A 25,899-nucleotide genomic window follows, 5' to 3' on the forward strand; every position below is an offset into this window, starting at 1 on the left:
TTGAGGGGATGATTTTGTCATCTAAACATATGCTCTCTATATTTGCATTAGGTGGTATCAATGAGATTGGAAAAAATATGTATGTAATTGAATATGGAGATGATTTGGTTATTGTCGATTGTGGGGGGAAATTCGCTGATCGAACATTTTTAGGTGTTGATTTAATCATTCCTGACTTTACCTATCTGTTAGAAAATGAACATAAAATTCGAGGAATCATTGTTACCCACGGACATGAAGATCATATTGGTGGCATCCCTTATTTATTGAAAAAAATCAATGTTCCTGTATATGCTACACGCTTTACATTAGGATTAATTGAATTAAAGCTGAAGGAACATAAAATTTTACGGGAATCAACATTGATTGAAATTCATTCAGAATCTGAATTGAATTTTGGACAAATCCAAGCAACTTTTTTTAAAGTGAGCCACAGCATTCCTGATTGTCTAGGAATTGTATTCAATACGCCAGAAGGAAAAATTGTCCATACTGGCGACTTTAAATTTGATCTCACACCAGTGAATAAGCAATATTCACAAATTCATAAAATGGCGAAAATTGGAGATGAAGGGGTATTATTACTCATCTCTGAAAGTACAAATGCAGAACGACCTGGATCAACTCCTTCTGAAAAAGAAGTAGGCAAACATATCGAAGAAACATTCTTTAATGCATCAGGAAAAATTATTATCTCTACTTTTGCTTCCAATGTAAATCGAATTCAACAAATTGTAGAGGCAACAATCAAAACAAACCGAAAACTTGCACTTCTTGGCAGAAGTATGGTAAACGTCGTCAGCGTTGCCAAAAGATTAGGTTATATCGATATTCCTGATTGGCTGCTTATTGATGCACGTGACGTTAAACAATGGCCATCTGAAAGGGTGGTTGTATTATGTACCGGCAGCCAAGGAGAACCCCTTGCTGCTCTTTCACGTTTATCGACGAATAGCAATCGAGATGTTCGAATAGATCCTGGAGATACGGTCATCTTTGCAGCATCACCAATCCCTGGCAACGAAAAAGACGTCACCAAAATCGTTGATAACTTATTCCAACTAGGTGCCAATGTTGTTTACGGTGCTGCTAGCAAAACAGGGATGCATGTATCCGGACACGGCTATCAAGAAGATTTAAAACTAATGTTGACATTAATGAAACCGAAATACTTCATTCCGATTCATGGAGAATATCGCATGTTACATCTGCACGCTAAATTAGCCGAAGATGTTGGGGTAGATCGTAAAAATATTTTCATATTGAATAATGGCGATGTGGTGGATATTCAATTTCAGGAAGCTCGCCAGACACGAAAAATACCAGCAGGAGACGCATATGTTGATAGCTTTGGTGAAGAAGGAATTGAAGATATTGTTTTGAGGGATAGAAAACAACTTTCAGAAGAAGGCATGCTTGTCATTGTCATCACCATTAATAAGTCGGACGGTAGCCGAATTTCTGAACCTGATTCAATTTCTAGAGGGTTCGTTTATGCGAAAGAATCGGAACAACTTATTCGTAATATTAACGAAATCGCAAAAGGGGCTGTCGATCCATTTAAAGACCCGAACATTTTTGCGATGAAGAAAGCCATCAAAAAGGAAGTTGGTCAATATTTGTATGATAAAACGAAGAAAAAACCGATGATCTTACCAATCATTATACCAATATAAGGAGTGTTAACCATCATGACTAACAACCAAGAAAAACAACTTACCAATATTGAAAATGATGATACATTAACAAACCGACAAGGTCATCCAATCACAAACAATCAAAACATTCGTACGGTCGGGAATCGTGGTCCAGCTACGTTAGAGAACTACGATTTTATTGAAAAAATTAGCCATTTTGACCGGGAAAAGATACCAGAACGCATCGTTCACGCTCGTGGTGCCGGTGCACATGGTTATTTTGAAGCTTATGGTACAGTAGGTGATGAACCAGCTTCTAAATATACAAGAGCGAAGTTATTCCAAGAAAAAGGAAAAAGAACACCAGTGTTTGTTCGTTTTTCAACTGTTGTTCATGGTACACATTCTCCTGAAACCGTTCGCGACCCTCGAGGTTTTGCAGTAAAGTTTTATACTGAGGATGGCAACTGGGATTTAGTTGGAAACAATTTAAAAATCTTCTTTATTCGGGATGCAATGAAATTCCCTGATATGATTCACGCCTTTCGCCCAGACCCAGTGACAAACATACAAGATGCAAAACGATTCTTTGACTTTTGTGCAAATTCTCCTGAAACGTTTCATATGGTAACTCTTGTCTATTCTCCGTGGGGAATTCCTGCTAACTATCGCATGATGCAAGGTTCCGGAGTAAACACATATAAGTGGGTCAACAGCGAAGGAAAAGCAGTTCTTGTCAAATACCATTGGGAACCAAAACAAGGCATTAAAAATTTAACGACAAAAGAAGCGCAAGAAATTCAAGCGAAAAATTTTAACCACGCAACACAAGACTTATACGAAGCAATCGAAAAGGGAGATTACCCTGAGTGGGAACTGTTCGTCCAAATTATGGAGGACGGGCCGCATCCTGAGCTTGATTTTGACCCACTAGATTGTACTAAGCTTTGGCCAAAAGATCAGTTTCCTTGGTTACCGGTTGGTCGATTAGTATTAAATAAAAACCCAGAAAACTATTTTTTAGAAGTTGAACAAGCCGCCTTTGGAACAGGAGTACTCGTAGACGGATTAGATTTTTCAGATGATAAAATGCTCCAAGGAAGAACATTCTCTTATTCTGATACGCAGCGATATCGCCTGGGAGCTAACTATTTGCAATTACCAATAAACGCTCCAAAGAAGCGGGTTGCAACGAATCAAGAAGGCGGATTCATGCGTTATCATAATGATAAAGGCCCAAATCAAAACTTGCATGTAAACTATGAACCTTCAAGCATGGGAGGCTTAAAAGAAGCAGAGCAAGTTGGAAAAGAATATACGCCTATGATTGAAGGGAATCTCGTGCGAGAATCGATTGATCGAACAAACGATTTTAAACAGGCTGGAGAAACATATCGTAATTTTGAACAATGGGAAAAAGATGAGCTTATTAACAATCTCGTTAATGACCTATCCATCTGTCCAAAAGATATTCAAGAAAAAATGATTTCTTATGCTGAAGCTGCCGATGAAGAATATGGTAGACGTTTAAGAGAAGGTTTAGAAGCCAAAAATAAAGAAAAACATCATGAAGAAATTGCAGAAGAGTTTCATCCACTTGGCGCTTACAACGCGAAAAAAGCGGTAGAACAAGCCATTCAGAAAGGAAAAGATACAAAATCTTATTAGGACATTTCCAAAAAATAATCATCTTTCAATTGTATAGGTGATTATTTTTTCCGTTTTTCGTTTCGTCAGACGTTTTCCGAGGAGCCCATCTTCACACTCCTCGGAGCTTTGTATTGTTTGACGCTTTTCACACAGGAAATCTTTGTGACTGTCACTTATTTTTCATCGCAGATAAATTGCGACTAAGCGTGCGCTACAGAGAATCGCCGCTTTCATTTCAGATAGCCTATGATCTAAAAGAAAGTTTGCTGAATACTAAAAAAATTAAGCCCATGAATCTAGTTTTTCATGAGCATTTTTTAGAAACCATTATAATGTCTTCCTTGTATTTCGTTTTCCATCATATGAATAGAGAATAGGTTTATTTTCAACAACTGTTTCTAAGTGAACAGAACGGCCCCAAAGTTGATAAATATATGGCAACACATTTTCTAAATAATGAGGGTCTAATTCCATTCCTTCGTAACAATGTTTTAAATACAATTCTCCATTTCTTAAATAATCACCATCTTCTACAACGATGTACGGGAATCCTCCATTCACCCTCATTGAAACTAGTTGATCTCGAATATTTTCATAATCCTTATCGGTAATTTGATACGTATTCCCTTTTTTCTCAAATAAATACATATCTTCTTGATCCACAAGTTCCTTTGTTAAATAATTTCGAATGAAGGAAATATCCGATTCAATTTCTCGCACTTCAAAGATTTTTTCCCGACCTGATCCAGGTTTTACGCCCATCTTTTTCATTTCTTCTGTCGGATTGTCATAACGTCTTTCAATATCTTCAAAGATTTTCAATCCTAAATAGTATGGATTGATTGACGATCTTGATGGTTGAAGTACACCAGCATTGAGTTTTGCATATTCAATGGTTTCTGCCGTCGTTAAATCTAATTCTCTCATAATTCGTTGGTGCCAGTAGGATGCCCATCCTTCATTCATAATTTTTGTTTCAAGCTGTGGCCAGAAGTATAACATTTCTTCTCGCATCATTGTAAGAATATCCCGTTGCCACTCATCTAACTCTCGGCTGTATTGTTCAATGAACAACAACAAATCCTTTTCCGGCTTCGGTGGGAATTTCTTCTTTTTTATTTTCTTTCGATTTTCTTCTTTTTTCCCTTCTAATTTTTCATCTAAATTCCATAAATCATCATATGGGGTTTGAATAAGGATGCTGCTCTCAACTTCATCTTCTTCCTCTTCGTATATTAAATGTGGACGAACTAAAGAGGGATCAATATGTTCTTGAATGGACAGGACCGCATCTAAAAATTGTTCCACTTCATATTTTCCGTACTCCCTCTCATAGCTAGCAATGCGTTCAGCTGTTGCTGTCATGCTTTCAACCATATCTCTTCTTGTATTAGAAAAGCGAATATTATTTTTAAAGAAATCACAGTGGGCTAATACGTGGGCTACAATTAATTTGTTTTGCGTTAGTGTATTGGACTCTAACAAAAAGGCGTAACAAGGATCCGAATTGATGACAAGTTCATATATTTGACTGAGACCTAAATCATACTGCAATTTCATTTTGTAAAATTGCTTTCCGAAACTCCAGTGGGAAAATCTTGTCGGCATTCCGTATGCACCAATTGTATAGATGATATCCGCAGGGCAGATTTCATAGCGCATAGGGTAAAAATCTAACCCGAATCCAATAGCTATTTCCGTAATTTCATCAATTGCTTTTTGAAGCTCTTTATCCAAGAAAACTCACCTCTCTTTGGAAAATCAAGCATTTGCTTCTTGTTTACGGAACATGCTTTTTAACGCCTCATATACATCGCTTTTTTGACGAATAATATAGTGGCGAAATTTCGGGTTATCGATTTTTTTATACGTATTCATTAAAGTGGAATAACGATTTAAAGCGTTTACTTCCCCATATCCAAACATTTGGGAAACATCCATTAGTTCGTTTACGAGCTTTAAACATTTTTCATTGTCACTGGACATGTTTTCACCATCTGAGAAGTGAACTGGGTAAATATTATATCGACTTGGACTATACTTCATTTTTATAAGTTCAATGGCTTTTGAATAGGCAGATGAACAAATTGTTCCACCACTTTCACCTTTTGTGAAAAATTCCTCTTCTGTCACTACTTTTGCTTCTGTACTGTGGGCAATAAACTCTATTTCAACTTTTTCGTATTTTGAACGTAAAAAGCGAGTCATCCAAAAGAAGAACGTGCGAGCACAATATTTTTCAAAATTCCCCATTGAACCACTCGTATCCATCATCGCTAACACAATTGCGTTCGATTCTGGTTTCACTACTTCGTTCCATGTTTTAAATCGCAAATCTTCATCTGTAATCGGTGCGATTGCTGGTTTCCCTTTTAGGGCATTTCGTTTAAATGCTGAAAGAATGGTGCGTTTTTTATCAATATTTCCCATTAATCCTTTTTTACGAATATCGTTAAATTCAATTTTTTCTGTTGTAATATTCGATATTTCCTTTTGTTGCAAATTTGGTAATTCTAATTCGCTAAATAGGATGTTTTGTACCTCATCAAGACTAACTTCTGCTTCATAGTAATCCTGCCCTGGAAGGTTCCCTGCTTCTTTCCCCTTTCCAGGCCCTAGAGCACCTTGGGAATCCCTTGCAACAATATCACCAATTTTGCTATTCCCTTGCCCTTGACCAACATGTTTAGACTTCCCATAGTTATACCGGATTTTATATTCATCGAGAGAGCGGATTGGAATTTTAATCACTTCACGACCGTTTGACATGATGATGCTTTCTTCACTAATTAAATCTGGTAAATTATTTTTAATAGCTTCTCTAACCTTTTCCATATGACGTTGTTGATCTTGATAACCTTTACGATGTAATGACCAATCTTCTCGAGAAACAATATAGCTTTTATTATCGTTTTTACCCATCTCATCATCACCCATCTTTCATGACTTTCCTTAATCTATCTGGAAAATCACTTTTTTTATCATATGCGGGAGTTTTATGGAATTACCACTTCATTTTGAAAATAAAAAAGTGCTAAGAAAAAATCTTAGCACATAAATTAATAGTTTCTTTCTTCATTATTCATCTGTTCAACAAGCTTCCAACATAACGCAATAATTCATTGGCTGAAGTGGAATTATAACCATATTCATCAATTAACCTAGCAATCACTTCATTGATTTTTTTCAATTGTGCCTCATCAGGAGTTTTTGTAGATGTTGTAATTTTTACTACATCTTTCAAATCAGCAAATAGTTTCTTTTGAATTGCTTCCCTTAATCTCTCATGAGAATTGTAATCGAATTTTTTTCCTTTTCGTGCATAAGCAGAAAGTCGAATGAGAATCTCTTCTCGGAATGCTTTTTTCGCATTTTCTGAAATACCGATCTGTTCTTCAATAGAACGCATTAATTTTTCATCTGGCGGCATTTCTTCTCCTGTTAACGGATCTTTAATTTTATTTTTATTGCAATAGGCTTCCACATTATCTAAATAGTTGTTTAATAATGTTTTTGCTGATTCTTCATAAGAATAAACAAAGGCTTTTTGTACCTCGTTTTTCGCGATTTCATCATACTCCCGTCTTGCGATAGCAATATAGTTCATGTATTTTTCCTTATCTTCTGGCGTAATAGAAGGATGTTGATCTAGTCCATCTTTTAATGATCTTAAAACGTCTAATGCATTAATGGATGGTACTTCCTTGCGAATAATAGCTGATGATATACGGTTAATGACATAACGAGGATCTATGCCTTTCATTCCCTCATTAGGATATTCTTTTTTTAATTCCTCTACATCAACTGAATTAAACCCTTCAACAGTTTCTCCATCATACAACCGCATTTTCTTTACAATATCGATGCCTTGTTTTTTCGGCACTTCAAGTCTCGTTAAAACCGAGAAGATAGCAGCAGCTCTTAACGCATGTGGTGCTATGTGTACATGAGCCATGTCGCTTTCCTTAATCATTTTTTCATAGATTCGCTCTTCTTCACTCACTTTTAAGTTATACGGAATTGGCATCACAATAATTCTTGAATGAAGAGCTTCATTCTTTTTATTTGCAATGAATGAACGATATTCCGTTTCGTTCGTGTGAGCAACAATCAATTCATCTGCGCTGATTAACGCAAACCGGCCAGCTTTGAAGTTTCCTTCTTGAGATAATGATAATAAGTGCCATAGAAACTTCTCATCGAGTTTCAACATTTCTTGAAACTCCATAATTCCTCGGTTTGCTTTGTTTAGTTCTCCGTCAAATCGATATGCACGTGGATCGGATTCCGAACCGTATTCAGCAATTGTTGAAAAATCGATGCTACCTGTTAGATCAGCGATGTCTTGTGACTTTGGATCGGATGGAGTAAACGTTCCAATTCCTACACGTTTATCTTCTGAGAAGAAGATTCGCTCCACCATTACATCTTCAATGCGGCCACCATATTCTTGTTCCAAACGTAATTGATTTAATGGCGATAAACTTCCTTCAATACGTATACCGTATTCTTTATAAAAATCTTCTCGCAAGTGATGAGGGATTAAATGCAGTGGATCTTCATGCATAGGACAACCCTTAATTGCATATACCGCTCCTTCATCGGTGCGGGAATATTTTTCCAATCCGCGTTTTAACAAAGTAACAATTGTTGATTTACCACCGCTGACAGGGCCCATTAAAAGCAAAATCCGTTTTCGCACGTCAAGTCTTTTGGCTGCCGGATGGAAATATTCTTCCACTAAACGTTCAATTGCTGATTCTAATCCAAAGATTTCATTGCTAAAAAACTTATAGATTTTTTGTCCATTTTTTTCCTCAATCCCTGCACTTTTTATCATATTGTAAACTCTGGAATGAGCAGTTTGTGCAACTTCTGGGCGTTTTTTCACTATTTCTAAATACTCAGCAAAGGTACCTTCCCACTTCAGCTTTTCTTCTTCTTCTCTGTACTCTTTCACTTTCTTTAAAATGTCGATAGCGCCTTCCCTCCATTCAGGGCTAATTTATAACATAGTATGATTACGTTTTGTTTATGATACCACTGATTTTTAATTAGCTAGTTTTGGAAACGAACATAATGAGATAGAAAAAAGCTCTCCTAAGAGCACTACTGCTTTAGGAAAGCTTTTGAAGATTGTTCAATAATCATGTTATGTTGTTGCATTATAAATATGAATAAATTTTATTATCCGCCATAATAGAAACCTGTTTCTTTCATTGTTAGCGGATCTCCTTCACGGTGTACACCAGCATTAATCACTTCACCAACGTAAATATAGTGGTCACCTTTTTCAATCTTGTCCACCACTTTACATTCAAAAAAGCTTAATGCATCTTTAAAGATTGGACACCCTGTTTCTTCAGTGTAAAATTCGTAACCCGCTAGTTTATTGCCTTCAGGTTGTAATGATTTAAAGAAAGCCGTTACCATATCTTTCTGACCAGTTTCTAAAATATTTACACTAAATACCCCACTTTCAGCAATTTGTTTTTGAGAGCGTGTACCTTCTTTGGCAGCGATGGCAACGAGAGGAGGTTCAAAAGAAGTTTGTGTTAAAAAGTTTCCTGCGAAGCCGTTAACTCCTGAGTCATCTTTCGTTCCAATAATATACAGTCCATATGTGATGCCTCTTAGCGCAGTTCTTTTTGCTTTTGGATCCATTCCAACCCCTCCTATGATTCTTTTTTCTAATTCAAATTATACAAACATTAGCAATATTTTTTCCACATTTCAGAACATATTTGTTCAGAATACTAATGAAACTAACTTCAATTTTTTAAAACAATAAAAGGAAATAAATAAGAAAAAAGCCGTCTAGTTTTTAACTTTTCTAGACAGCCCCACAAAACTACTTTTTACTTTTTCTTATATATAAGATTCCTAATGTGTTTGGTCCGCAGTGAGTCGAAATGGTACATCCGGCCGTTGTCTCAATAATCTCTTCAAATGATGCATATTGTTCAATTGCCTCTCTTACTTTTAGAACCGTTTCGGATGAACAATAGGAATGAGTAATAAACACTCTTGAATAATCGATGTCATCATTATTTTCAAAACGGTCTTTTACATAATTAACGATACAGCGATCGAAGTTCCCACGATATTTTTTTCCAACAATCATTTTACCATCTACAACTTCAATGGAAGGTTTAATTCTTAACAATGTAGCACCGAAAGCTTCAATTCCGGAACAGCGTCCGCCTTTTCGTAAGTATTCCATCGTATCAATCACAAAACTTGCATCTACCTTAGGAATAATCTCTTCTAAATGTTTTATGATTTCTTCTGGTTGTGCTCCCTTTTTTGCCAAAAGTGCCGCTTCGTAGACAACATGCCCACTTCCAGTAGAAAGGTTGCTTGAATCTACAACGAACACATTATCAAATTGTTCCGATGCAATTTTGGCATTTTGATAGCAAGAGGAAAAACCAGAACCTAAACTAATATGTATCACAGCATCGTAATGCGGTGATAGCTCCTTGAATAAATTTTCATATTCAAATACATTTACCGCAGCCGTTTTACAAGTTTTTCCTTCTTCACTTACATAACGAAAGATATCTTTTGGCGTAATATCAATTCCATCGCGAAAATCTTCCTCGTTAATTAACACATGTAATGGCATTAATGAAATATCTAACTGCTCAATAATTTCAGGAGATAAATCGCAAGTGCTATCGGCTGTTATTTTAATCATACGGCTCACCTCTATTTTCATAATCCCAACAAAATTTCTTCAATTATAACATAATTCTATATTAGAAAAATAATCATTGAGAAATGATCATCGACATTCCACTGAACTCTTATTTGTTCTTTATCTGTTCAAAAAGTTTTGAAATATCTTTGAACTACTTTCTAATGCCTTTTATTTTATGTTTTTTGGAAGTACAATCTTAATAAAGAAATGAATTAAAGCTTTAGCTGATGAATGACTCAACTATCCCGCTTAGTTGCTCATGTTTTTAAACATGTTCAAAATATTCACAACCCCTTTCTTATCTATAAGGTGCGAGAATAACCCTCGCATCTCTTTTTTTCTAGCTTTTATAACCCTTAATAAGAATTCCTTTTGCCAAATAATTTGATAAACTAAATGAAATGATTTCGTTTGTAAGAAGTTAATGAAAGAGGGATGGTTGTGAGTATAAAGAAGGTATCAATTATCGGTTTAGGTGCATTAGGCATTATGTATGGTCAACATTTTTCTCAAAAACTTCCGAAAGAAAATGTACGAATCATAGCCGATAAAAAACGTATTGAAAAATATCAAACTGAAGGGGTATTTTGCAACGGAGAACGATGTGAATTCCACTTTGTAACACCTGATGAGCATGTAGAACCTGCAGATTTACTTATTTTTACTGTTAAGTTTAACGGTTTAGAAGAAGCCATTCAATCTGTTAAGCACCATGTAGGTGAACATACGATAATCATTTCGGCATTAAATGGCATCATCAGCGAAGAAATGATTGGACAAGTTTACGGCTTTGAAAAGGTACTTTATTGTGTCGCTCAAGGAATGGATGCAGTAAAAATTGATAACAAATTAACATTTGAACATAAAGGAATGCTCGTCTTTGGTGATAGAAAACCAGGAATCCTTAGTGAAAAAACAAAAAGATTAAGCGAATTTTTCAAATCTGTTGAACTTCCACATCAAGTGGATACAAACATGCCCCATCGAATTTGGGGCAAATTCATGCTAAACGTTGGAGTCAATCAAACGGTTGCCGTTTACAATAGCAATTATGGGGAAGTACAAAATGAAGGTGAAGCAAGAAATACGATGATTGCTGCTATGCGAGAAGTTATTGCTATTTCAGATAAAGCTGGTGTTCCATTGACAGAAGATGATTTAAATTACTGGCTTGATGTATTAGATACTCTCAGTCCAGAAGGAAAACCATCAATGGCACAAGATGTCGATGCAAAACGACTAAGCGAAGTTGAATTGTTTGCTGGAACTGTATTAAAACTTGGCAAAAAGTACGGAATTGATACACCGGTAAATAAAATGCTGTATGAAAAGATTAAAGAAATTGAATCTGAATACGTTTATTGATTAGAAATATTCGTGTTATAAGAGAGAGGACTGTGCAAAAGTTGATGACAGTCCTCTCTTTATCATTTCTCATTTGAAATAAGGCTTAGCTATAACATTTTCGATTCATGGAAACTGATAATAGCCAAAATCAATCACTTAATAGTCAAACTAAAATGGATAATAGTCAAATGTGCGAACTTAATTGCCAATCGTTTTAATTTCGATTTAGGGAAAGACCGATAATAGCCAAAATCGATCACTTAATAGTCAAACTAAAATGGATAATAGTCAAATGTGCGAACTTAATTGCCAATCGTTTTAATTTCGATTTAGGGAAAACCGATAATAGCCAAAATCGATCACTTAATAGTCAAACTAAAATGGATAATAGTCAAATGTGCGACCTTAATTGCCAATCGATTAAATTTCGATTCGGGAAAGACCGATAATAGCCAAAATCGATCACTTAATAGTCAAACTAAATTGGATTATAGTCAAATGTGCGAACTTAATTGCCAATCGATTAAATTTCGATTCGGGAAAGACCGATAATAGCCAAAATCGATCACTTAATAGTCAAACTAAAATGGATAATAGTCAAATGTGCGAACTTAATTGCCAATCGTTTCAATTTCGATTCGGGAAAGACCGATAATAGCCAAAATCGATCACTTTATAGTCAAGCTAAAAAGATAATAGTCAAAGTTTGCAAAATAATAGCCAATATCGATAGTTATTACTAGACTATGATTTGCCCATTACCTTCCGCTTCCCATTTCGCTACTTCTTCACGTACAATTGGTGCAACTTCTTTCCCTAACAATTCGATGCATCTCATCACATCTTCATGAGCCATTGAACCAACTGGGCAGTGGAGCATAAAGCGAGTAACTCCAACATTTTTACGCAAGAAAATAATTTTATCTGCTACCGTTTTTACATCGCCACAGTACAATGCTCCTTCTAAACTTCTAGCATAATCAAATGTCGCTTGCGTATATGGTCCCCATCCTCGTTCTCTACCTAAAACATTCATTGCGTATTGGGTTGGAGGGAAGAACTTTTCAACCGCCTCTTCTGTCGTTTCCGCAACAAATCCATGGGAGTGAGATGCTACTTTTAGTTTGGAAATATCATGTCCTGCTTCTTTTGCTGCACGATAATATAACTTCACTAAAGGAGCAAATTGTAATGGACTGCCGCCGATAATCGCTAAACATAAAGGTAAGCCTAACGCACCTGCTCGAGCTACCGATTGAGGCGTTCCACCACTAGCAATCCAAATCGGAACTTCATTTTCTGGTCTTGGGTATACTCCTCGACCATTAATACTTGGACGATGTTTACCGTTCCAATGAATGATTTCTTGTTTCTGTATTTGTAGTAATAAATCTAACTTTTCCTCGAATAATTCATCATAATCCTGTAAGTCATAACCAAATAACGGAAAAGATTCTATGAAAGAACCCCGGCCTGCCATAATTTCTGCACGCCCGTTCGAAATTGCATCCAATGTAGCAAATTGCTGATACACTCTCACTGGATCATCTGAAGATAATACAGTTACTGCGCTCGTTAATTTAATATTTTTTGTTTTCGTTGTGGCCGCAGCAAGCAATACAGCAGGTGATGAACAAGCATAATCTTTTCGATGATGCTCACCTACTCCATAAACATCTAATCCCACTTCATCAGCTAGTTGAATTTCTTCTACAACTTCTCGAAGTCGCTCCGCATGACTTATCACTTTTCCCGTTCTTACATCTGGCGTCGTTTCTACAAATGTCGTTAACCCTATTTCCATCCTCATTCCCTCCACATACAAAACATATTATCTCGAAATTGAAATATTTTTCTTTGTAATCATACACAAATATTAGGATGATTATCAAATATTCTGTTTTTAATTCTCATCCTTTTTTAGAATATATTCAGCTCCAAAAGTTAAAAATAATATAAAAAACAAGGAATGAATGTAGATGAAAGAAAGAAAATTTGAAAGCAAAGTAATTGAATTTTTAATGATTTTGATGTTCAGTTTTGGTATTGTTATCACATTATTCAGTTTGATTTCTATTGAACTAAATGTATATGATATTAAATTGTATTTCATGATTTTCATTACTTTGGTGATATTCTACAAGCCTTTTAGAACTTCAAGTTTTCGTTTTATTTTTTATTTAATTAATCGTACATTGCATTTAATAAAAACCGTTCACACTGACAACGATCTTTTACAGAAAGAACTTATACAATTGAATAATTTGCTAGAAACGGAGTACATCCATCTATTAAAAAAACTTTTTGAAAAACATCGTTACGTAGCACTTATTACAAAGGACATTGAAACTTTCAATGTGGATCTTATTTTATGGAAAGGTACGAGAAAATATATAATACAGATTATAAAAGGGGCAAATGCAGTTGACATCCGAAAGGTTCAACAAGTTGCTGTCAATATAAAAACATACAGTGCAGATGGCGCAATGATTATTACAAATCAATCTTTTACACCATCTGCCAAAAAGTTTTCTTCCTTAAACCATATACTTTTAATTGATCACGATGAATTAATAAATATGATGCAGGATGAAAATAAAAAGTTCGTTTTCCAAACCGCATTATATTTATCACAACATAAATAATAATAAGAATTCGCTAGCTAAATTGAAAGGAGCTAGCGAATTTTGCATTCATAAAAAATATTTCAATCATCTACTTCTAATGTTCTTTTTTTACTCGATTCATTAAATACTCAACAAACACTTCATCACGTACTAGATAGGCTTCATACATCCTCTTTAAATATTTTTCTGCTTCTTCAAAACTTGCAAAAGTTGTTTCTATTAATTGTTCTGGATTTTTCAATCATCCAAACGCCATCTTTTTGTAATATAAAATAATTGTTATCATCGGCATCAGCATACATCGTACCAAAAGAAGATTCCTTTACATTATACCGATTATATTTCGCATCTTGAGGCATTGGATCAAGCTGAAAAGTATTTTGTACAAATATTTGATATGTTTCCTCTGTTAAGTTACAAACCGCTGCCTTTTGATGTCCTCCTCCGCCATACACTGCTGCGATTTCCGAAACATCCACATGGTCATGAATAGTGCGGAAAGAAATTTTTTTACTTCCCATATTCAATATAGCGATATAGTCAAGATGAGGATGTTCTTTACTTAATTCGTTTCCTAATTCTGAATGATAAGATTCTGCATATACAACTCCAGCAAAATACTCATCATTTTTTATTTGCACTACCTCTCTTTTTTTGCGACGAATATATCGTTCTATCCGATCTTCTTAATTCATCAAAATCGAAGTGTTCAGAAGAAGTTAGTCTGTCAATCATCGTTTCTTCAAATTCATCGATGGACACTAAGAAAAACAATGAATTTAAGAAATGGGCTTTATCATTATCGTTTTTCCCACTCCCAAGTATCATATTGTCTTACGTGCTCCACAAATTCATCAATTGCCTCTGTTGGCTTTAATAACTCGTTTGCAACTAAAAACTGATAAAATAATGAAGTTGCACTTTCTAGCTTCCCTTCCTCATTTTCGACTAATACCGTTCCCCAATCATATTCATTAAAATGCAACGCTGTTTTATGATGATCAATAAGTTGAATATTTTTATATTGTTTAAAATGTGCATTTAATCTTGTGTCATTTTCTTCACTAGGTGATAAATCTGTAATAAATAAAAAAGTATCAGGCAAATCATTTTCTAAAAAGTATTCAATTTCCCGTTCAAGTGAAGCAATTGAATTATATCCTACTTTTACATCTTGTCCAAAGGCAAGTTTCGCTGAAATGCCACATCCAACCCCATCTAAATCATTGTGGGACAGCAATTTATATATTCTATTTCACCAGTAGTATGGATGCTTTTTATAAAAACAACAGCAATATTATTGCAAAGAAGTTAGAATTCCTTTTAAATTTTCAATTTAACAAAATTTTCGATTGAAAATTTAAAATTTTTCTGCATATTGTACAAAATTCAATCATAAATGATATTTAAATACTTAATTGTTATTGCTTTTCCAAATAAAAGGAGCTACAATTATATACAATTATCCATCGACTTATTTCAATATTGCTTTGAAGTAAGGATAGAGGTGCAAAAACCAAGAGTACACAGTTTGAGGATAATGAGGTCCAATGATAATTGTGGAAAGGGGGATTTGCCGAAGTCCCTAGAAACTCATTTTTCTAGGGGCTGGTTCTGCATTGAATAAGTGTAGGACTGTCATATAGGAAACTATATGGAGGGCTATCTTACGCAAAAAATCTTCCTTTTTGCAACAACGAGGCTCTTCGTTGTTGCTTTTTGCGTTTATAAAGAAATTGCCCTTCTCCATTAAATAACATTGAAAAGGATGTGGAGAAGAATGAATTTCGGAAGAGTATTAACAGCAATGGTAACGCCATTTGACAAAAATGGTGACGTAGATTTTGAGGCTACGGAAATTCTAATTCAACATTTAATTGAAAACGGCACAGACGGATTAGTGGTATGTGGTACAACTGGAGAATCTCCTACTTTAACAGATGAAGAAAAAGTAGAACTGTTTAAATTTACTGTGAAGACTGTAAATGGTAGAGTTCCTGTAATTGCAGGTACGGGCTCTTATAATACGAGAGCTTCCATTGAACTTACTAAAAAAGCAGAAGATGCCGGGGTGGATGGCATCATGCTTGTAACTCCATACTACAATAAACCAAACCAAGAAGGAATGTATGAACACTTTAAAGCAATTGCACAAAATACAAAACTGCCAATTGTACTCTATAACATTCCTGGCCGTAGTGTCGTCAATTTATCCGTTGATACGGTAGTTCGTCTTGCGAAAATACCGAATATTGTTGCAATTAAAGAGGCAAGTGGAAATTTAGATGCAATGGCACAAATTATCGAAAACACGCCAAATCATTTCTCACTATATAGCGGGGATGATAGCTTAACATTACCAACATTAGCAATTGGTGGTACAGGAGTAATTTCCGTTGCTTCTCATATTATCGGCAATGAAATGCAATCTATGATTAAAAATTTCTTCATTGGAAATATTCAAGAAGCTGCAAAAGAACATCGAAACCTGTTACCAATTATGAAAGCGATGTTCATTGCACCAAATCCTGCTCCTGTTAAGGCAGCATTAAATATGAAAGGCATAACAGTTGGTGGTGTTCGTCTTCCACTAGTGCCATTAAACGAAGAGCAACAAAAAATGCTAGATTATTTATTAAGAAATACACAATTACAATTGATTTCATAAATATTCTCCTGCCATGAAAATGGCAGGTTTTTATTTTGATAAATAATACTTGGTGGAAAAGTAAATAAAATATTCGATAGGAAAATGAATAGTGATATAATAGCATTTGTGAATTTTAGGCATTTAACTAAATTCATAAGTGCTTATTTTTTTATCTTCAATATGTCACAATTCAACTTTGTTGGAGGATATGATTTTGCTCAATTTACTATTAGCCATTTTAATATTTATCATCACGCTCATACTCGTAATTCGCCAACCAAAAAATATCAATATCGGTTGGTCAGCCTGCTGTGGCGCAATAGTTGCATTGATTGTTGGAGTAGTGGATATTAATGACGTCTTTGAAGTTGTTAACATTACTTGGAATGCGACATTATTATTTATTGCGATTATAATCATTTCCTTAATATTGGATCAAATTGGTTTATTTGAATGGTCTGCACTGCACATGGCTCGCATAGCAAAAGGGAACGGTATTAGAATGTTCATTTACGTTACAGTTCTTGGAGCTTTTGTTTCAGCCTTCTTTTCAAATGATGGTGCAGCATTAATTTTGACCCCTATTGTTCTTGCAATGGTTCGAAATTTAAATTTTAATGAGAAAATGATTTTCCCTTTTATTATGGCTAGTGGTTTTATAGCTGACACTACTTCCCTCCCTTTTTTAATAAGTAACTTAGTAAACGTAATCGCAGCAGATTTTTTTGGAATCAGCTTTATGGAATACTCTTTACGAATGATTATTCCTAATTTCTTTTCATTAATAGCAACCATTATCGTTCTATTTTTATACTTCCAGAAATCTATTCCATCAAAGTATGATGTAATGATGCTAAAAAATCCACGGGAAGTCATACGGGATGAAAAGATGTTTAAATTAGCGTGGCCGGTAATGGCAATTTTATTAACCGGTTATTTTTCAGCTGAATGGATTCATGTACCCGTTAGTATTATTGGTTGGATTATGGCGATATTCTTATTGGCGATGGCTCGAAAAAGTTCAGCAGTCAATACAAAAGCCGTAATAAAAGGAGCGCCATGGAATATTGTATTTTTCTCCATCGGTATGTATTTAGTCGTTTATGGATTAGGAAATGCAGGTTTCACGAAAGGACTAGCCTATGTTATTGAATGGACAGTGCAAGGAGGATTATTCACTACTACGATTGGAATGGGGTATATTGCAGCCTTCTTATCTTCAGTTATGAATAACTTACCTACAATTATGATTGACTCATTAGCAATAGCGGAAACTTCCACGTCAGGTGTAATTCGCGATTCTTTAATTTATGCCAATGTAATCGGCTCAGATTTAGGTCCCAAAATTACACCAATTGGTTCACTTGCTACGCTTGTGTGGCTACATGTACTCTCAAACAAGGGGATTAAAATTTCTTGGGGAGCTTATTTTAAAATGGGGATTATCCTGACACTTCCAATACTATTCTTCACATTAGTTGGTTTATATTTGACGTTATTATTATTTTGATTCTTTATTTTTATATGAGTAAAATTTAATTATAATGGTTACAATAATAACACACCTAAGAACATTTGAACTTAGGTGTGTTTATTATTGCCAATTATTCTGAGTTTCCTTTCAATTGTTGTTGAGCCATTTGCACAAGACGTTTCGTAATTTCTCCACCAACTGAACCATTAGCTCGGGAAGAAGTATCTGGTGAAAGGTTTACGCCAAACTCTTGTGCAATCTCATATTTCATTTGATTCAATGCAGCTTCTGCCCCTGGGAATACTAGTTTGTTAGAACTACGATTTGTCATGTTGTTCACCTCCTTGTGCCATTAGAATGCTCAAGCTATAGCTTTTAATACTTTAGAAATGTAGGGAACATTGAGATTCACTGGAAAAAACAGATTATTTAAGTTGTAACAATATTACAATAGCGTCATATATTCTAATTTTTTCCTCCTAATCAGTATGTTAATATGTTAGTTAGTTAACGTTAACTTTAGGAGGAGCAATTCATGTATAAAATACGAGGGCATCATCTATTTTGCCTTGTTGGTTTTAGAGGTATGGGATATTCTAAAGAATTTGCGGAAAATATGAAGCGCATCCACCAAGAACTTAGGAAAAACCCCAAGACTTTAATTCACATCATCGAGGGCATCGATCAAATTTGTGAAAAATACCCAAACTGCGGAAAATATCATTGTCAAGATGAAAACATCTACATAAGAGATAAACAAATTTTGGAAAAGTTAGGGATACAGATTGGTCAAACTCTCACTTGGGAAGAAATTGAGTCTCGCATTCAAAAATTCGCAACTCCTGAAGATATAGATATTCTTTGTGAAAGTTGTACATGGCGTTCCTATGGTGTATGTAAAGCAGGCATCCAAAGAATCTTAAATGGCGAAGGTTTATGGGAAGTAAATAAATAACCATTTATAAAAATCTCCTGGTGAGGAGATTTTTTATTTTATCTAAATATAAATACTATTTACATTTTTCCGAAATAACAAATTTCTTTGGATTTTAAAAATTCGTGCTAAACTATATCTATCTTAAATGTCCTTTTCGTGTAAACATTTGTATTTGTAAGCAAGATTTTAATCTTTGGAGGTTTTTATGAAAAAACTATTTCATACATGGAGTCAAATTAGCTTAGTCAAACGAATTTTAATCGGTTTAATTTTAGGTATTCTTCTAGCTATTACAATACCTGATACTTTCAGTTGGGTATCCATTTTCGGAAACTTGTTTGTCGGTGCATTAAAAGCCGTGGCACCAGTACTTGTATTGGTATTGGTTATTCAAGCGATTGCAAACCATCGAAGCGGAACAAAAACCAATATGAAATTGATTTTAATTCTTTATGCTATCGGTACTTTTTCCGCTGGTGCAATCGGTGTCATTGCCAGCTTCATTTTCCCAACGACACTGACATTAAAAATGAGTGCTGAAGATGTGTCTCCTCCAGAAGGTATTGCAGAAGTTTTTGAAACGTTGCTTTTTAATGTTGTTAGTAATCCGGTAAATGCTCTTATGAATGCAAATTACATTGGCATATTGGCTTGGGCCGTTCTTCTAGGAATTGCGCTTAAGAAAGCAGCAGATTCAACAAAAACCATGATTGACAATCTTTCAGAAGCAATTTCAACAATTGTGAAATGGGTAATTGAATTTGCACCTATTGGTATTATGGGGCTTGTCTTTGATGCGATAGCAACAAATGGTCTTTCCACATTAGTTGAATACGGAAAATTGCTAATTGTTCTTCTTGGCTGTATGTTCTTTGTTGCATTAGTTATAAACCCGCTCATCACATTTATTTTTACAAAGCAAAATCCATATCCGCTTGTATGGATGACATTAAAAGAAAGTGCAATTTTTGCGTTCTTTACACGTAGTTCTGCTGCAAACATTCCGGTCAATTTGGCATTATGTGAAAAATTAGGTTTAAATAAAGATACTTATTCTGTATCTATTCCATTAGGTGCCACAATTAATATGGCGGGAGCTGCAATTACAATCTCTGTATTAACGCTTGCAGCAAGCCATACACTAGGAATTGAAGTAGATGTAATGACCGCTATCATATTAGTAGTACTTTCTGCACTTTCTGCTGCAGGAGCTTCTGGTGTCGCTGGAGGATCATTGCTTTTAATTCCTGTCGCTTGTAGTCTTTTTGGAATTTCCAATGATATTGCTATGCAAGTTGTAGCTGTTGGATTCATTATTGGCGTATTACAAGATTCTTGTGAAACTGCATTAAATTCATCATCCGACGTATTATTTACAGCAACAGCTGAATGGGCAAAAGAGCGTAAATCAAATTAATAATAGAATATGTATAAATTATTAAGGCACTGCTCTCATTTCTTATTACAGAGCAGTGCCTTTAATCAAATTCGTCTATATCACCATATAATTCAACATGTTTTTCCAATTCCTAAGTTGCCTCCCTAAGTAATCTTTTATTATTTTCCAATATCTTAATGACTTGTTGAAGGATTTTTTCTTCTACCATAGGGGTCGAATTAATTTCCTTCCTTATGATTTTGTTTAATTCTAAAATGGTACTAACTTCGAGACGATGCTTTTCAGCTAACTGAAATGCCCGCTCTAACTGACCGGTTATCATCAGCATTCCTCCTATTTTCCTTTTAATTATATTTTATGATGTTTTTTTATTTTTTTCACCTGTAATTAAAAGAATTTTCTTTAATATGAATAAATTATATCAAATTTGTTATAACCATTTAACTCCATTTTCCTAAATAGTTACAGAAAATCTGAATACATCTCATAAATTGCAAGAAAATTGAATATAGAAATAGAGTAAACTCGTTTAATAAAGGGGTGTCCTTACTTTGTATCGAAAACTAATTGGAATTACATTAACCCCATTGCTCTTCTTTGGTGCTCACTCAATTGGTGGAGGTGCAGCAGCCCATGCAAATGAAGAAATTATCCCTGGAGCACATTCTGTAAAAGTTACTTATTTTGATGGACAAGATGATCGTTGGCTCACAACATTGAATCCTGAACAACTTGAAAAAGCTAACCTTTATGGCAACAATATGATAGCTCCCATTTATTGGGGTGACCCAGAAAAGGAAACAGGTTGGTTCCAAATGTATAAACCTGCAAAAATAACAGGCACTCAAGTAACCGGTGCATTTGATGATGCACAATTTGTCATTCGAGTACCTGACCAGTGGAATGGCAAATTAGTCGTTTCAGGCATTCCAGCCACAAGAAATGAAACCTCAACAGATCTTTTATTTAGCGATTTTGTTCTTGAAAAAGGGTATGCTTTTGCAGCGATTGATAAAGGAACTCAAGGCACTGAAGTCGAAGGTGATCCATTGGCAAAAGTGAAAAATGCTTTAGTTGATGAAGATGATTCTGTTCGAGAATGGCATCTTCGTTTTAGACAAATTACTAAAGCTTCACATCAATATTTGATAAACAATTTTAGCGACCGACTTATTAACCCGAATGATGCTTCAAATCCTGCAAGCAAATTAATTCAGCCAGATCATAAAGTGCCGACATATGCCATTGGAATCTCAAATGGAGGTTATGTTGTTCGTTTCGCATTGGAAAATGATAACCCTGAAAAAACCGGAGAACCGCGACTTTTCGATGGCGGTGTAGACTGGGAAGGTGTTCTTTGGACAGAAAAAGCCCCTAATCTCATAAGTTCGTTAGTTTCTGTTGTCAACCATGCAGAAGAAGCCCTTTATGGTAGCGGAAAAGCAAAGGAACAAGCAATAAAAGAATTATATAAAGCAGGCGTTCCAAAAGGATCTGAAAAATTATGGGTTTATCATGACCAAATATATTGGTTTGTCACCTTAAACATTTATCGTGACCATTTTGATCCAACTGCACCTAATCGGATAGAATGGCCAAATTACTTAAGATTTGACGAAAACGGCTTACGTGATCGATCCTTTGACCATATTTTCAAAAACTATCAGTACAATCAAAGACGAAAATTAATCAAAGATAATATAAAAGAAATCGAAAATACAGGTAAGATTGAAGTCCCGTTAATCAGTATTACAGGATCATTAGATACGCTTATATTCCGAGAAATTCATGCAAAAGGATATGAAAAATTAGTGAAACGAGCGAAAAGAGAACATTTACATCGATTATATATTATAGAAAATGGTAATCATGTAGATGGACTCGTTTGGAATCCAGCAACAGATCCAGACAAAGAACTTCAACCATTGTTGCCGTATGCACATCAAGCATTTAATTTGTTGGTGGATTGGGTAGAACAAAATATCCAACCACCAGAAAGCAAGACGATTCCTGCTCCTCTTCATAATGAAAAAGTTATCGATATCAAAACAGGTAATGAAATTGAACCGTGCATAAAATAAGAGACCCAAATGATTGGGTCTTTTTTGTACTATTGGAAAAGCACATTTATGTCCTAATAGTGAATAAACTGTACTAATTCAATAACAACTTAAGAAAGGTAAGATCTCTATGGAGAGCGATCGAATAACAGACGGAACCTTTCAAAATTTGAGTCAAAAGAACATGACTTTCGAGCAAGTTTTCGACGCAATTGTACAGTTTATGAGAAAAGAACCAACCGGTAATTTTGTTTTAATGTTTGGAACAGATTCACAAGTATTTAGTAAAGAAACAAAATTTATTACCGGAATTGTCATTCAGCAAAAAGGAAAGGGCGTTTGGGCATGTTTTCGAAAAGTCATTGTCCCAAGGAGAATGACAAACTTACATGAACGTATTTCTTACGAAACCTCTTTAACCGAAGAAGTCGTTTCTTTATTTACAGAAGAAAAAATAGAGCAGTTGATAAATATCGTATTACCTTATGTATATAAAGGAGCTAGCTTCACCATTGAAGGACATATCGATATTGGAAGCGGAAATCGAAACAAAACAAGCGTCTTTGTCAATGAAATGATTGCGAGAATGAACTCCCTTGGAATTGAAGCAAAGATTAAACCAGACTCCTTTGTTGCAAGCACCTATGCGAATCGTTTTACAAAGAAATAACCATACAATGTATTCCTTGAATCATTCTATTATGAATATGATAAAATTGGAAAAAACACATGTGGAGGAATAGATATGCTACAAAATTTCCATGAGTTATTAAAAAAATATGCCAAACTTTTAGTGGCAAAAGGAATCAATGTACAACCGGGCGATTGGGTTAAAATGTCCATTTCCGTTGACCAAGCACAACTTGCACGTCTCATCACCGAAGAAGCATACGCACTAGGTGCAGAAAAAGTGATTGTTAAATGGACCGATGATGAAATCACAAAATTACATTATATTCATCAACCAACAAATGTTTTAACGGATATTCCTCCATATGAAATTGAGGAATCCGAAGACCATGTGTTAAATAAGCGCGTTTCAAGACTTTCCATTCTTTCCAGTGACCCAAGCTTGCTTGACGCAGCAGATCCTGCCAAAGTGGCTGCATTCCAAAAAGCTGCTAGTCAAGCCTTCCAAGTTCAACGAAAAGCAACACAAAATAACGATTTGAAATGGACCGTTGCAGCAGCAGCTGGCAGCGCTTGGGCAAATAAAATGTTCCCTCACTTAGAAACTACTGAAGCACAAGTCGATGCTTTATGGAATCAAATTTTTAAAACTTGCCGGGTATATGAGGACGATCCAATTGCTGCATGGGACAAACATATAAGTTTATTAAATGAAAAAGCAACAAAATTAAATGAATACCAATTTGAAGCCCTGCATTTCAAGGCGCCAGGAACTGATTTTAAATTAGGGTTGCCAAAAAATCACATCTGGACAAGTGCAGAAAGTTATAATCCAAAAGGTGAGCAATTTATTGCCAACATGCCAACGGAAGAACTTTTCACAGCACCCGATACTCGCCGCATGGACGGAGTCGTTCGCAGCACGAAACCTTTAAGTTATGCAGGACAATTAATTGAAGGCATTGTAGCTTATTTTAAAGACGGAAAGATTGTGGATATTTCCGCAGAAAAAGGCGATGAAGTTATTAAAAAACTTGTATTTGAAAATGAAGGAGCTACCGGCTTGGGAGAAGTTGCACTTGTACCTGATCCTTCTCCAATTTCCCAATCGGGCGTAACATTCTTCAATACATTATTTGATGAAAATGCTTCAAATCACATCGCGATTGGTTCCGCCTACCCCTCTACAATAGAAGGTGGTACAAAAATGAGCGAAGAAGAATTGCGTGCCCAAGGTTTAAATATTTCAAACGTTCATGTGGACTTTATGATTGGTTCTGCAGAAATGGATATTGATGGAATAACACGAGATGGCTCCATCGTTCCTATTTTCCGCAAAGGCGATTGGGCATTCTAATACAAAAAATGAGACAGGGGAATTTGGGTTTACTCAAGTTCTCCTTTTATTTACTCCATACAATATCCATAGATTTAACTCATTATTCTTGAAATCACCTTTTTGTCAGTATATTGTTTTTATAATGCTTTTCACATTAATTTTGAATACATAGTGGAGGAAATTTAATGCAGCATTTAATCGATATTGGAGTTAATCTATTAGATAAACAATTCCAAAATGATCGAAGTGAAGTTATTGAACGTGCACTTCAAAATGGAGTAGTTCAAATGATTGTTACTGGCACTAGTTTAAGGAACAGTAAACAGGGTTTAGAAATTGCAAAAGAATATCCAAATGTGTTGTTTTCAACTGCCGGTATTCACCCCCACGATGCCAAAAATTTTACTAATAACACAATCGATGAGTTGGAACAATTAGCACAGTATGATGAAGTCGTTGCCATTGGTGAATGCGGTCTAGATTTCAATCGAATGTTTTCTCCCCAAGATATTCAAGAAGAGTGTTTTGAAGCCCATCTACATTTAGCAAGAAAACTTTCGATGCCTCTCTTTTTGCACGAACGTGATGCTCACAATCGTTTTTGCGAAATTTTTGCAAACTTTATGGATATGACCGAAAAATCGGTGGTCCATTGTTTTACAGGGAATAAAGAGCAAGTGAAAAAATACGTATCGATGGGATTCTATATAGGAATCACCGGCTGGATTTGTGATGAGCGCAGAGGGCAAGCCTTGCAAGATGCAGTAAAATACATACCACTTGACCGATTATTAATCGAAACAGACGCACCTTACCTTCTTCCTAGGAATATGGAAAATAGACCAAAAAATCGGCGAAATGAACCTTCCTTCTTGCCTCATATCGTAAATGAAATCGCTAAATTTATGGGCGTCAAACCGGAAGTGGTTGCGAAACATGCAACAGAGAATACACGTAAACTTTTCAATTTACCGGAACCTTCATTGGATATTTAGCAAATTCAAATTGATTTAACAAACATGATTGGAATAATCAGTATAATAAGCATCTGTTTTTTAACAAATTAATGAAGATAATCGAGTAGGAGGGAGCGATTAACTCCCGTCCTCTCACACCACCGTACGTACGGTTCCGTATACGGCGGTTCAATTAAGATGATTGACGCAAGTCTTTATAACTTCCGTGAATAGCTGTTCTCTTTATGCCAGTGGTCACTCCACCCTCCAAGAGGTCTCCCACGGGATTCACCGCTTCCTTCCTCAAGTGAGGTACTACGTTTTCTGTGTTCATCATGACTCACTGAATGCCAAGGGCTATTCTCTCTTAATTGTTCGGTCCTTCTTAGTAGTTCTAAACCAACTAATACTATGACCTCTGCTGACTTCTGACGGTTCAGCTACTTATCACTAAGTAGGTTATGAAGCGTACTTCACCTATCCGCCAGAC

At 35.3% G+C, this 25,899-nt stretch carries 21 protein-coding genes, 1 pseudogene and 1 riboswitch; of the genes and pseudogenes, 12 read left to right on the forward strand and 10 right to left on the reverse strand.

The genetic code is table 11. The annotated features are described in order from the left end of the window. The first annotated feature begins 8 nt into the window (after positions 1 to 8). A complete protein-coding gene (locus UtA1_RS16710; RefSeq protein ID WP_408647303.1) occupies positions 9 to 1,676 on the forward strand; it encodes a ribonuclease J in 1,668 nt (555 codons plus the stop codon). A 15-nt stretch (positions 1,677 to 1,691) separates the two neighbouring features. Beyond that, on the forward strand, positions 1,692 to 3,305 hold the full coding sequence (locus UtA1_RS16715) for a catalase (RefSeq protein ID WP_096552323.1): 1,614 nt from the start codon (positions 1,692 to 1,694) through the stop codon (positions 3,303 to 3,305). 309 nt (positions 3,306 to 3,614) lie between these two features. Here the strand turns inward: UtA1_RS16715 and UtA1_RS16720 are convergent, their stop codons facing one another. From UtA1_RS16720 to UtA1_RS16740, 5 genes are all read right to left on the reverse strand, one after another. Further along, entirely contained in the window at positions 3,615 to 5,024 is a 1,410-nt protein-coding gene (locus UtA1_RS16720) for a SpoVR family protein (protein ID WP_096552325.1), read from the reverse strand. A gap of 24 nt (positions 5,025 to 5,048) precedes the next feature. Then, positions 5,049 to 6,209: a sporulation protein YhbH gene (gene yhbH, locus UtA1_RS16725; protein ID WP_096552596.1), complete on the reverse strand. Its 1,161-nt coding sequence runs from the start codon at positions 6,207 to 6,209 to the stop codon at positions 5,049 to 5,051. Between the two features lie 160 nt (positions 6,210 to 6,369). Next, on the reverse strand, positions 6,370 to 8,265 hold the full coding sequence (locus UtA1_RS16730; protein ID WP_096552327.1) for a PrkA family serine protein kinase: 1,896 nt from the start codon (positions 8,263 to 8,265) through the stop codon (positions 6,370 to 6,372). Between the two features lie 209 nt (positions 8,266 to 8,474). Next, a complete protein-coding gene (locus UtA1_RS16735; protein WP_016837929.1) occupies positions 8,475 to 8,951 on the reverse strand; it encodes a flavin reductase family protein in 477 nt (158 codons plus the stop codon). 187 nt (positions 8,952 to 9,138) lie between these two features. Next, positions 9,139 to 9,987: a DegV family protein gene (locus tag UtA1_RS16740; protein ID WP_096552329.1), complete on the reverse strand. Its 849-nt coding sequence runs from the start codon at positions 9,985 to 9,987 to the stop codon at positions 9,139 to 9,141. A gap of 444 nt (positions 9,988 to 10,431) precedes the next feature. Here UtA1_RS16740 and UtA1_RS16745 point away from each other — a divergent pair, with 444 nt between their 5' ends. After that, entirely contained in the window at positions 10,432 to 11,355 is a 924-nt protein-coding gene (locus UtA1_RS16745; protein ID WP_172597897.1) for a ketopantoate reductase family protein, read from the forward strand. Between the two features lie 721 nt (positions 11,356 to 12,076). On the opposite strand, the gene UtA1_RS16750 is transcribed toward UtA1_RS16745, so the two are convergent. Next, positions 12,077 to 13,141, reverse strand: coding sequence for an LLM class flavin-dependent oxidoreductase (locus tag UtA1_RS16750; protein ID WP_096549639.1), 1,065 nt, complete (start codon positions 13,139 to 13,141; stop codon positions 12,077 to 12,079). Positions 13,142 to 13,316: 175 nt separating this feature from the next. Here UtA1_RS16750 and UtA1_RS16755 point away from each other — a divergent pair, with 175 nt between their 5' ends. Beyond that, positions 13,317 to 13,982 carry a restriction endonuclease gene (locus tag UtA1_RS16755; RefSeq protein ID WP_096552333.1) on the forward strand — a complete coding sequence of 222 codons (666 nt, stop codon included), beginning with the start codon at positions 13,317 to 13,319 and terminating at the stop codon, positions 13,980 to 13,982. A gap of 76 nt (positions 13,983 to 14,058) precedes the next feature. Here UtA1_RS16755 and UtA1_RS16760 read toward each other — a convergent pair. Beyond that, a pseudogene (locus tag UtA1_RS16760) lies at positions 14,059 to 15,213 on the reverse strand (DHH family phosphoesterase). A gap of 245 nt (positions 15,214 to 15,458) precedes the next feature. After that, positions 15,459 to 15,637, forward strand: a riboswitch (Lysine riboswitch). A gap of 107 nt (positions 15,638 to 15,744) precedes the next feature. Here UtA1_RS16760 and dapA point away from each other — a divergent pair. Both dapA and UtA1_RS16770 read left to right on the forward strand, forming a co-directional pair. Continuing rightward, a complete protein-coding gene (gene dapA, locus UtA1_RS16765; protein WP_096549641.1) occupies positions 15,745 to 16,632 on the forward strand; it encodes a 4-hydroxy-tetrahydrodipicolinate synthase in 888 nt (295 codons plus the stop codon). Between the two features lie 190 nt (positions 16,633 to 16,822). Beyond that, a complete protein-coding gene (locus UtA1_RS16770; RefSeq protein ID WP_168412208.1) occupies positions 16,823 to 18,124 on the forward strand; it encodes an arsenic transporter in 1,302 nt (433 codons plus the stop codon). A gap of 94 nt (positions 18,125 to 18,218) precedes the next feature. Here the strand turns inward: UtA1_RS16770 and UtA1_RS16775 are convergent, their stop codons facing one another. Beyond that, positions 18,219 to 18,419 carry an alpha/beta-type small acid-soluble spore protein gene (locus UtA1_RS16775; protein ID WP_016837937.1) on the reverse strand — a complete coding sequence of 67 codons (201 nt, stop codon included), beginning with the start codon at positions 18,417 to 18,419 and terminating at the stop codon, positions 18,219 to 18,221. Positions 18,420 to 18,623: 204 nt separating this feature from the next. On the opposite strand from UtA1_RS16775, the gene UtA1_RS16780 reads away from it, so the two are divergent. After that, the gene (locus UtA1_RS16780; protein WP_016837938.1) at positions 18,624 to 19,043 is read left to right on the forward strand and encodes a DUF1284 domain-containing protein; all 420 of its coding nucleotides are present in this window, start codon (positions 18,624 to 18,626) and stop codon (positions 19,041 to 19,043) included. Positions 19,044 to 19,230: 187 nt separating this feature from the next. Next, a complete protein-coding gene (sstT, locus tag UtA1_RS16785) occupies positions 19,231 to 20,442 on the forward strand; it encodes a serine/threonine transporter SstT (RefSeq protein ID WP_096549642.1) in 1,212 nt (403 codons plus the stop codon). A 112-nt stretch (positions 20,443 to 20,554) separates the two neighbouring features. Here sstT and UtA1_RS16790 read toward each other — a convergent pair whose 3' ends face one another. Continuing rightward, positions 20,555 to 20,746, reverse strand: coding sequence for a hypothetical protein (locus UtA1_RS16790; protein ID WP_016837940.1), 192 nt, complete (start codon positions 20,744 to 20,746; stop codon positions 20,555 to 20,557). A gap of 229 nt (positions 20,747 to 20,975) precedes the next feature. Between UtA1_RS16790 and UtA1_RS16795 the strand changes: the two genes are divergently transcribed. The 4 genes from UtA1_RS16795 to UtA1_RS16810 all read left to right on the forward strand — a co-directional run bounded on the left by UtA1_RS16795 (position 20,976) and on the right by UtA1_RS16810 (position 25,448). Further along, entirely contained in the window at positions 20,976 to 22,505 is a 1,530-nt protein-coding gene (locus UtA1_RS16795) for an alpha/beta hydrolase (protein WP_096549643.1), read from the forward strand. 109 nt (positions 22,506 to 22,614) lie between these two features. Continuing rightward, the gene (locus tag UtA1_RS16800; RefSeq protein WP_016837942.1) at positions 22,615 to 23,154 is read left to right on the forward strand and encodes a ribonuclease H-like YkuK family protein; all 540 of its coding nucleotides are present in this window, start codon (positions 22,615 to 22,617) and stop codon (positions 23,152 to 23,154) included. A gap of 75 nt (positions 23,155 to 23,229) precedes the next feature. Next, positions 23,230 to 24,471 (forward strand): aminopeptidase, encoded by a 1,242-nt coding sequence (locus UtA1_RS16805; protein ID WP_096549644.1) that lies wholly within the window; start codon positions 23,230 to 23,232, stop codon positions 24,469 to 24,471. A 167-nt stretch (positions 24,472 to 24,638) separates the two neighbouring features. Continuing rightward, positions 24,639 to 25,448: a TatD family hydrolase gene (locus tag UtA1_RS16810; RefSeq protein ID WP_096549645.1), complete on the forward strand. Its 810-nt coding sequence runs from the start codon at positions 24,639 to 24,641 to the stop codon at positions 25,446 to 25,448. A gap of 154 nt (positions 25,449 to 25,602) precedes the next feature. Here the strand turns inward: UtA1_RS16810 and UtA1_RS17385 are convergent, their stop codons facing one another. Continuing rightward, entirely contained in the window at positions 25,603 to 25,746 is a 144-nt protein-coding gene (locus UtA1_RS17385) for a hypothetical protein (protein WP_172597779.1), read from the reverse strand. Positions 25,747 to 25,899: the final 153 nt, after the last annotated feature.

The sequence above is a fragment of the Ureibacillus thermosphaericus genome (assembly GCF_002370195.2).
In the GTDB taxonomy this organism is placed as follows: domain Bacteria; phylum Bacillota; class Bacilli; order Bacillales_A; family Planococcaceae; genus Ureibacillus; species Ureibacillus thermosphaericus.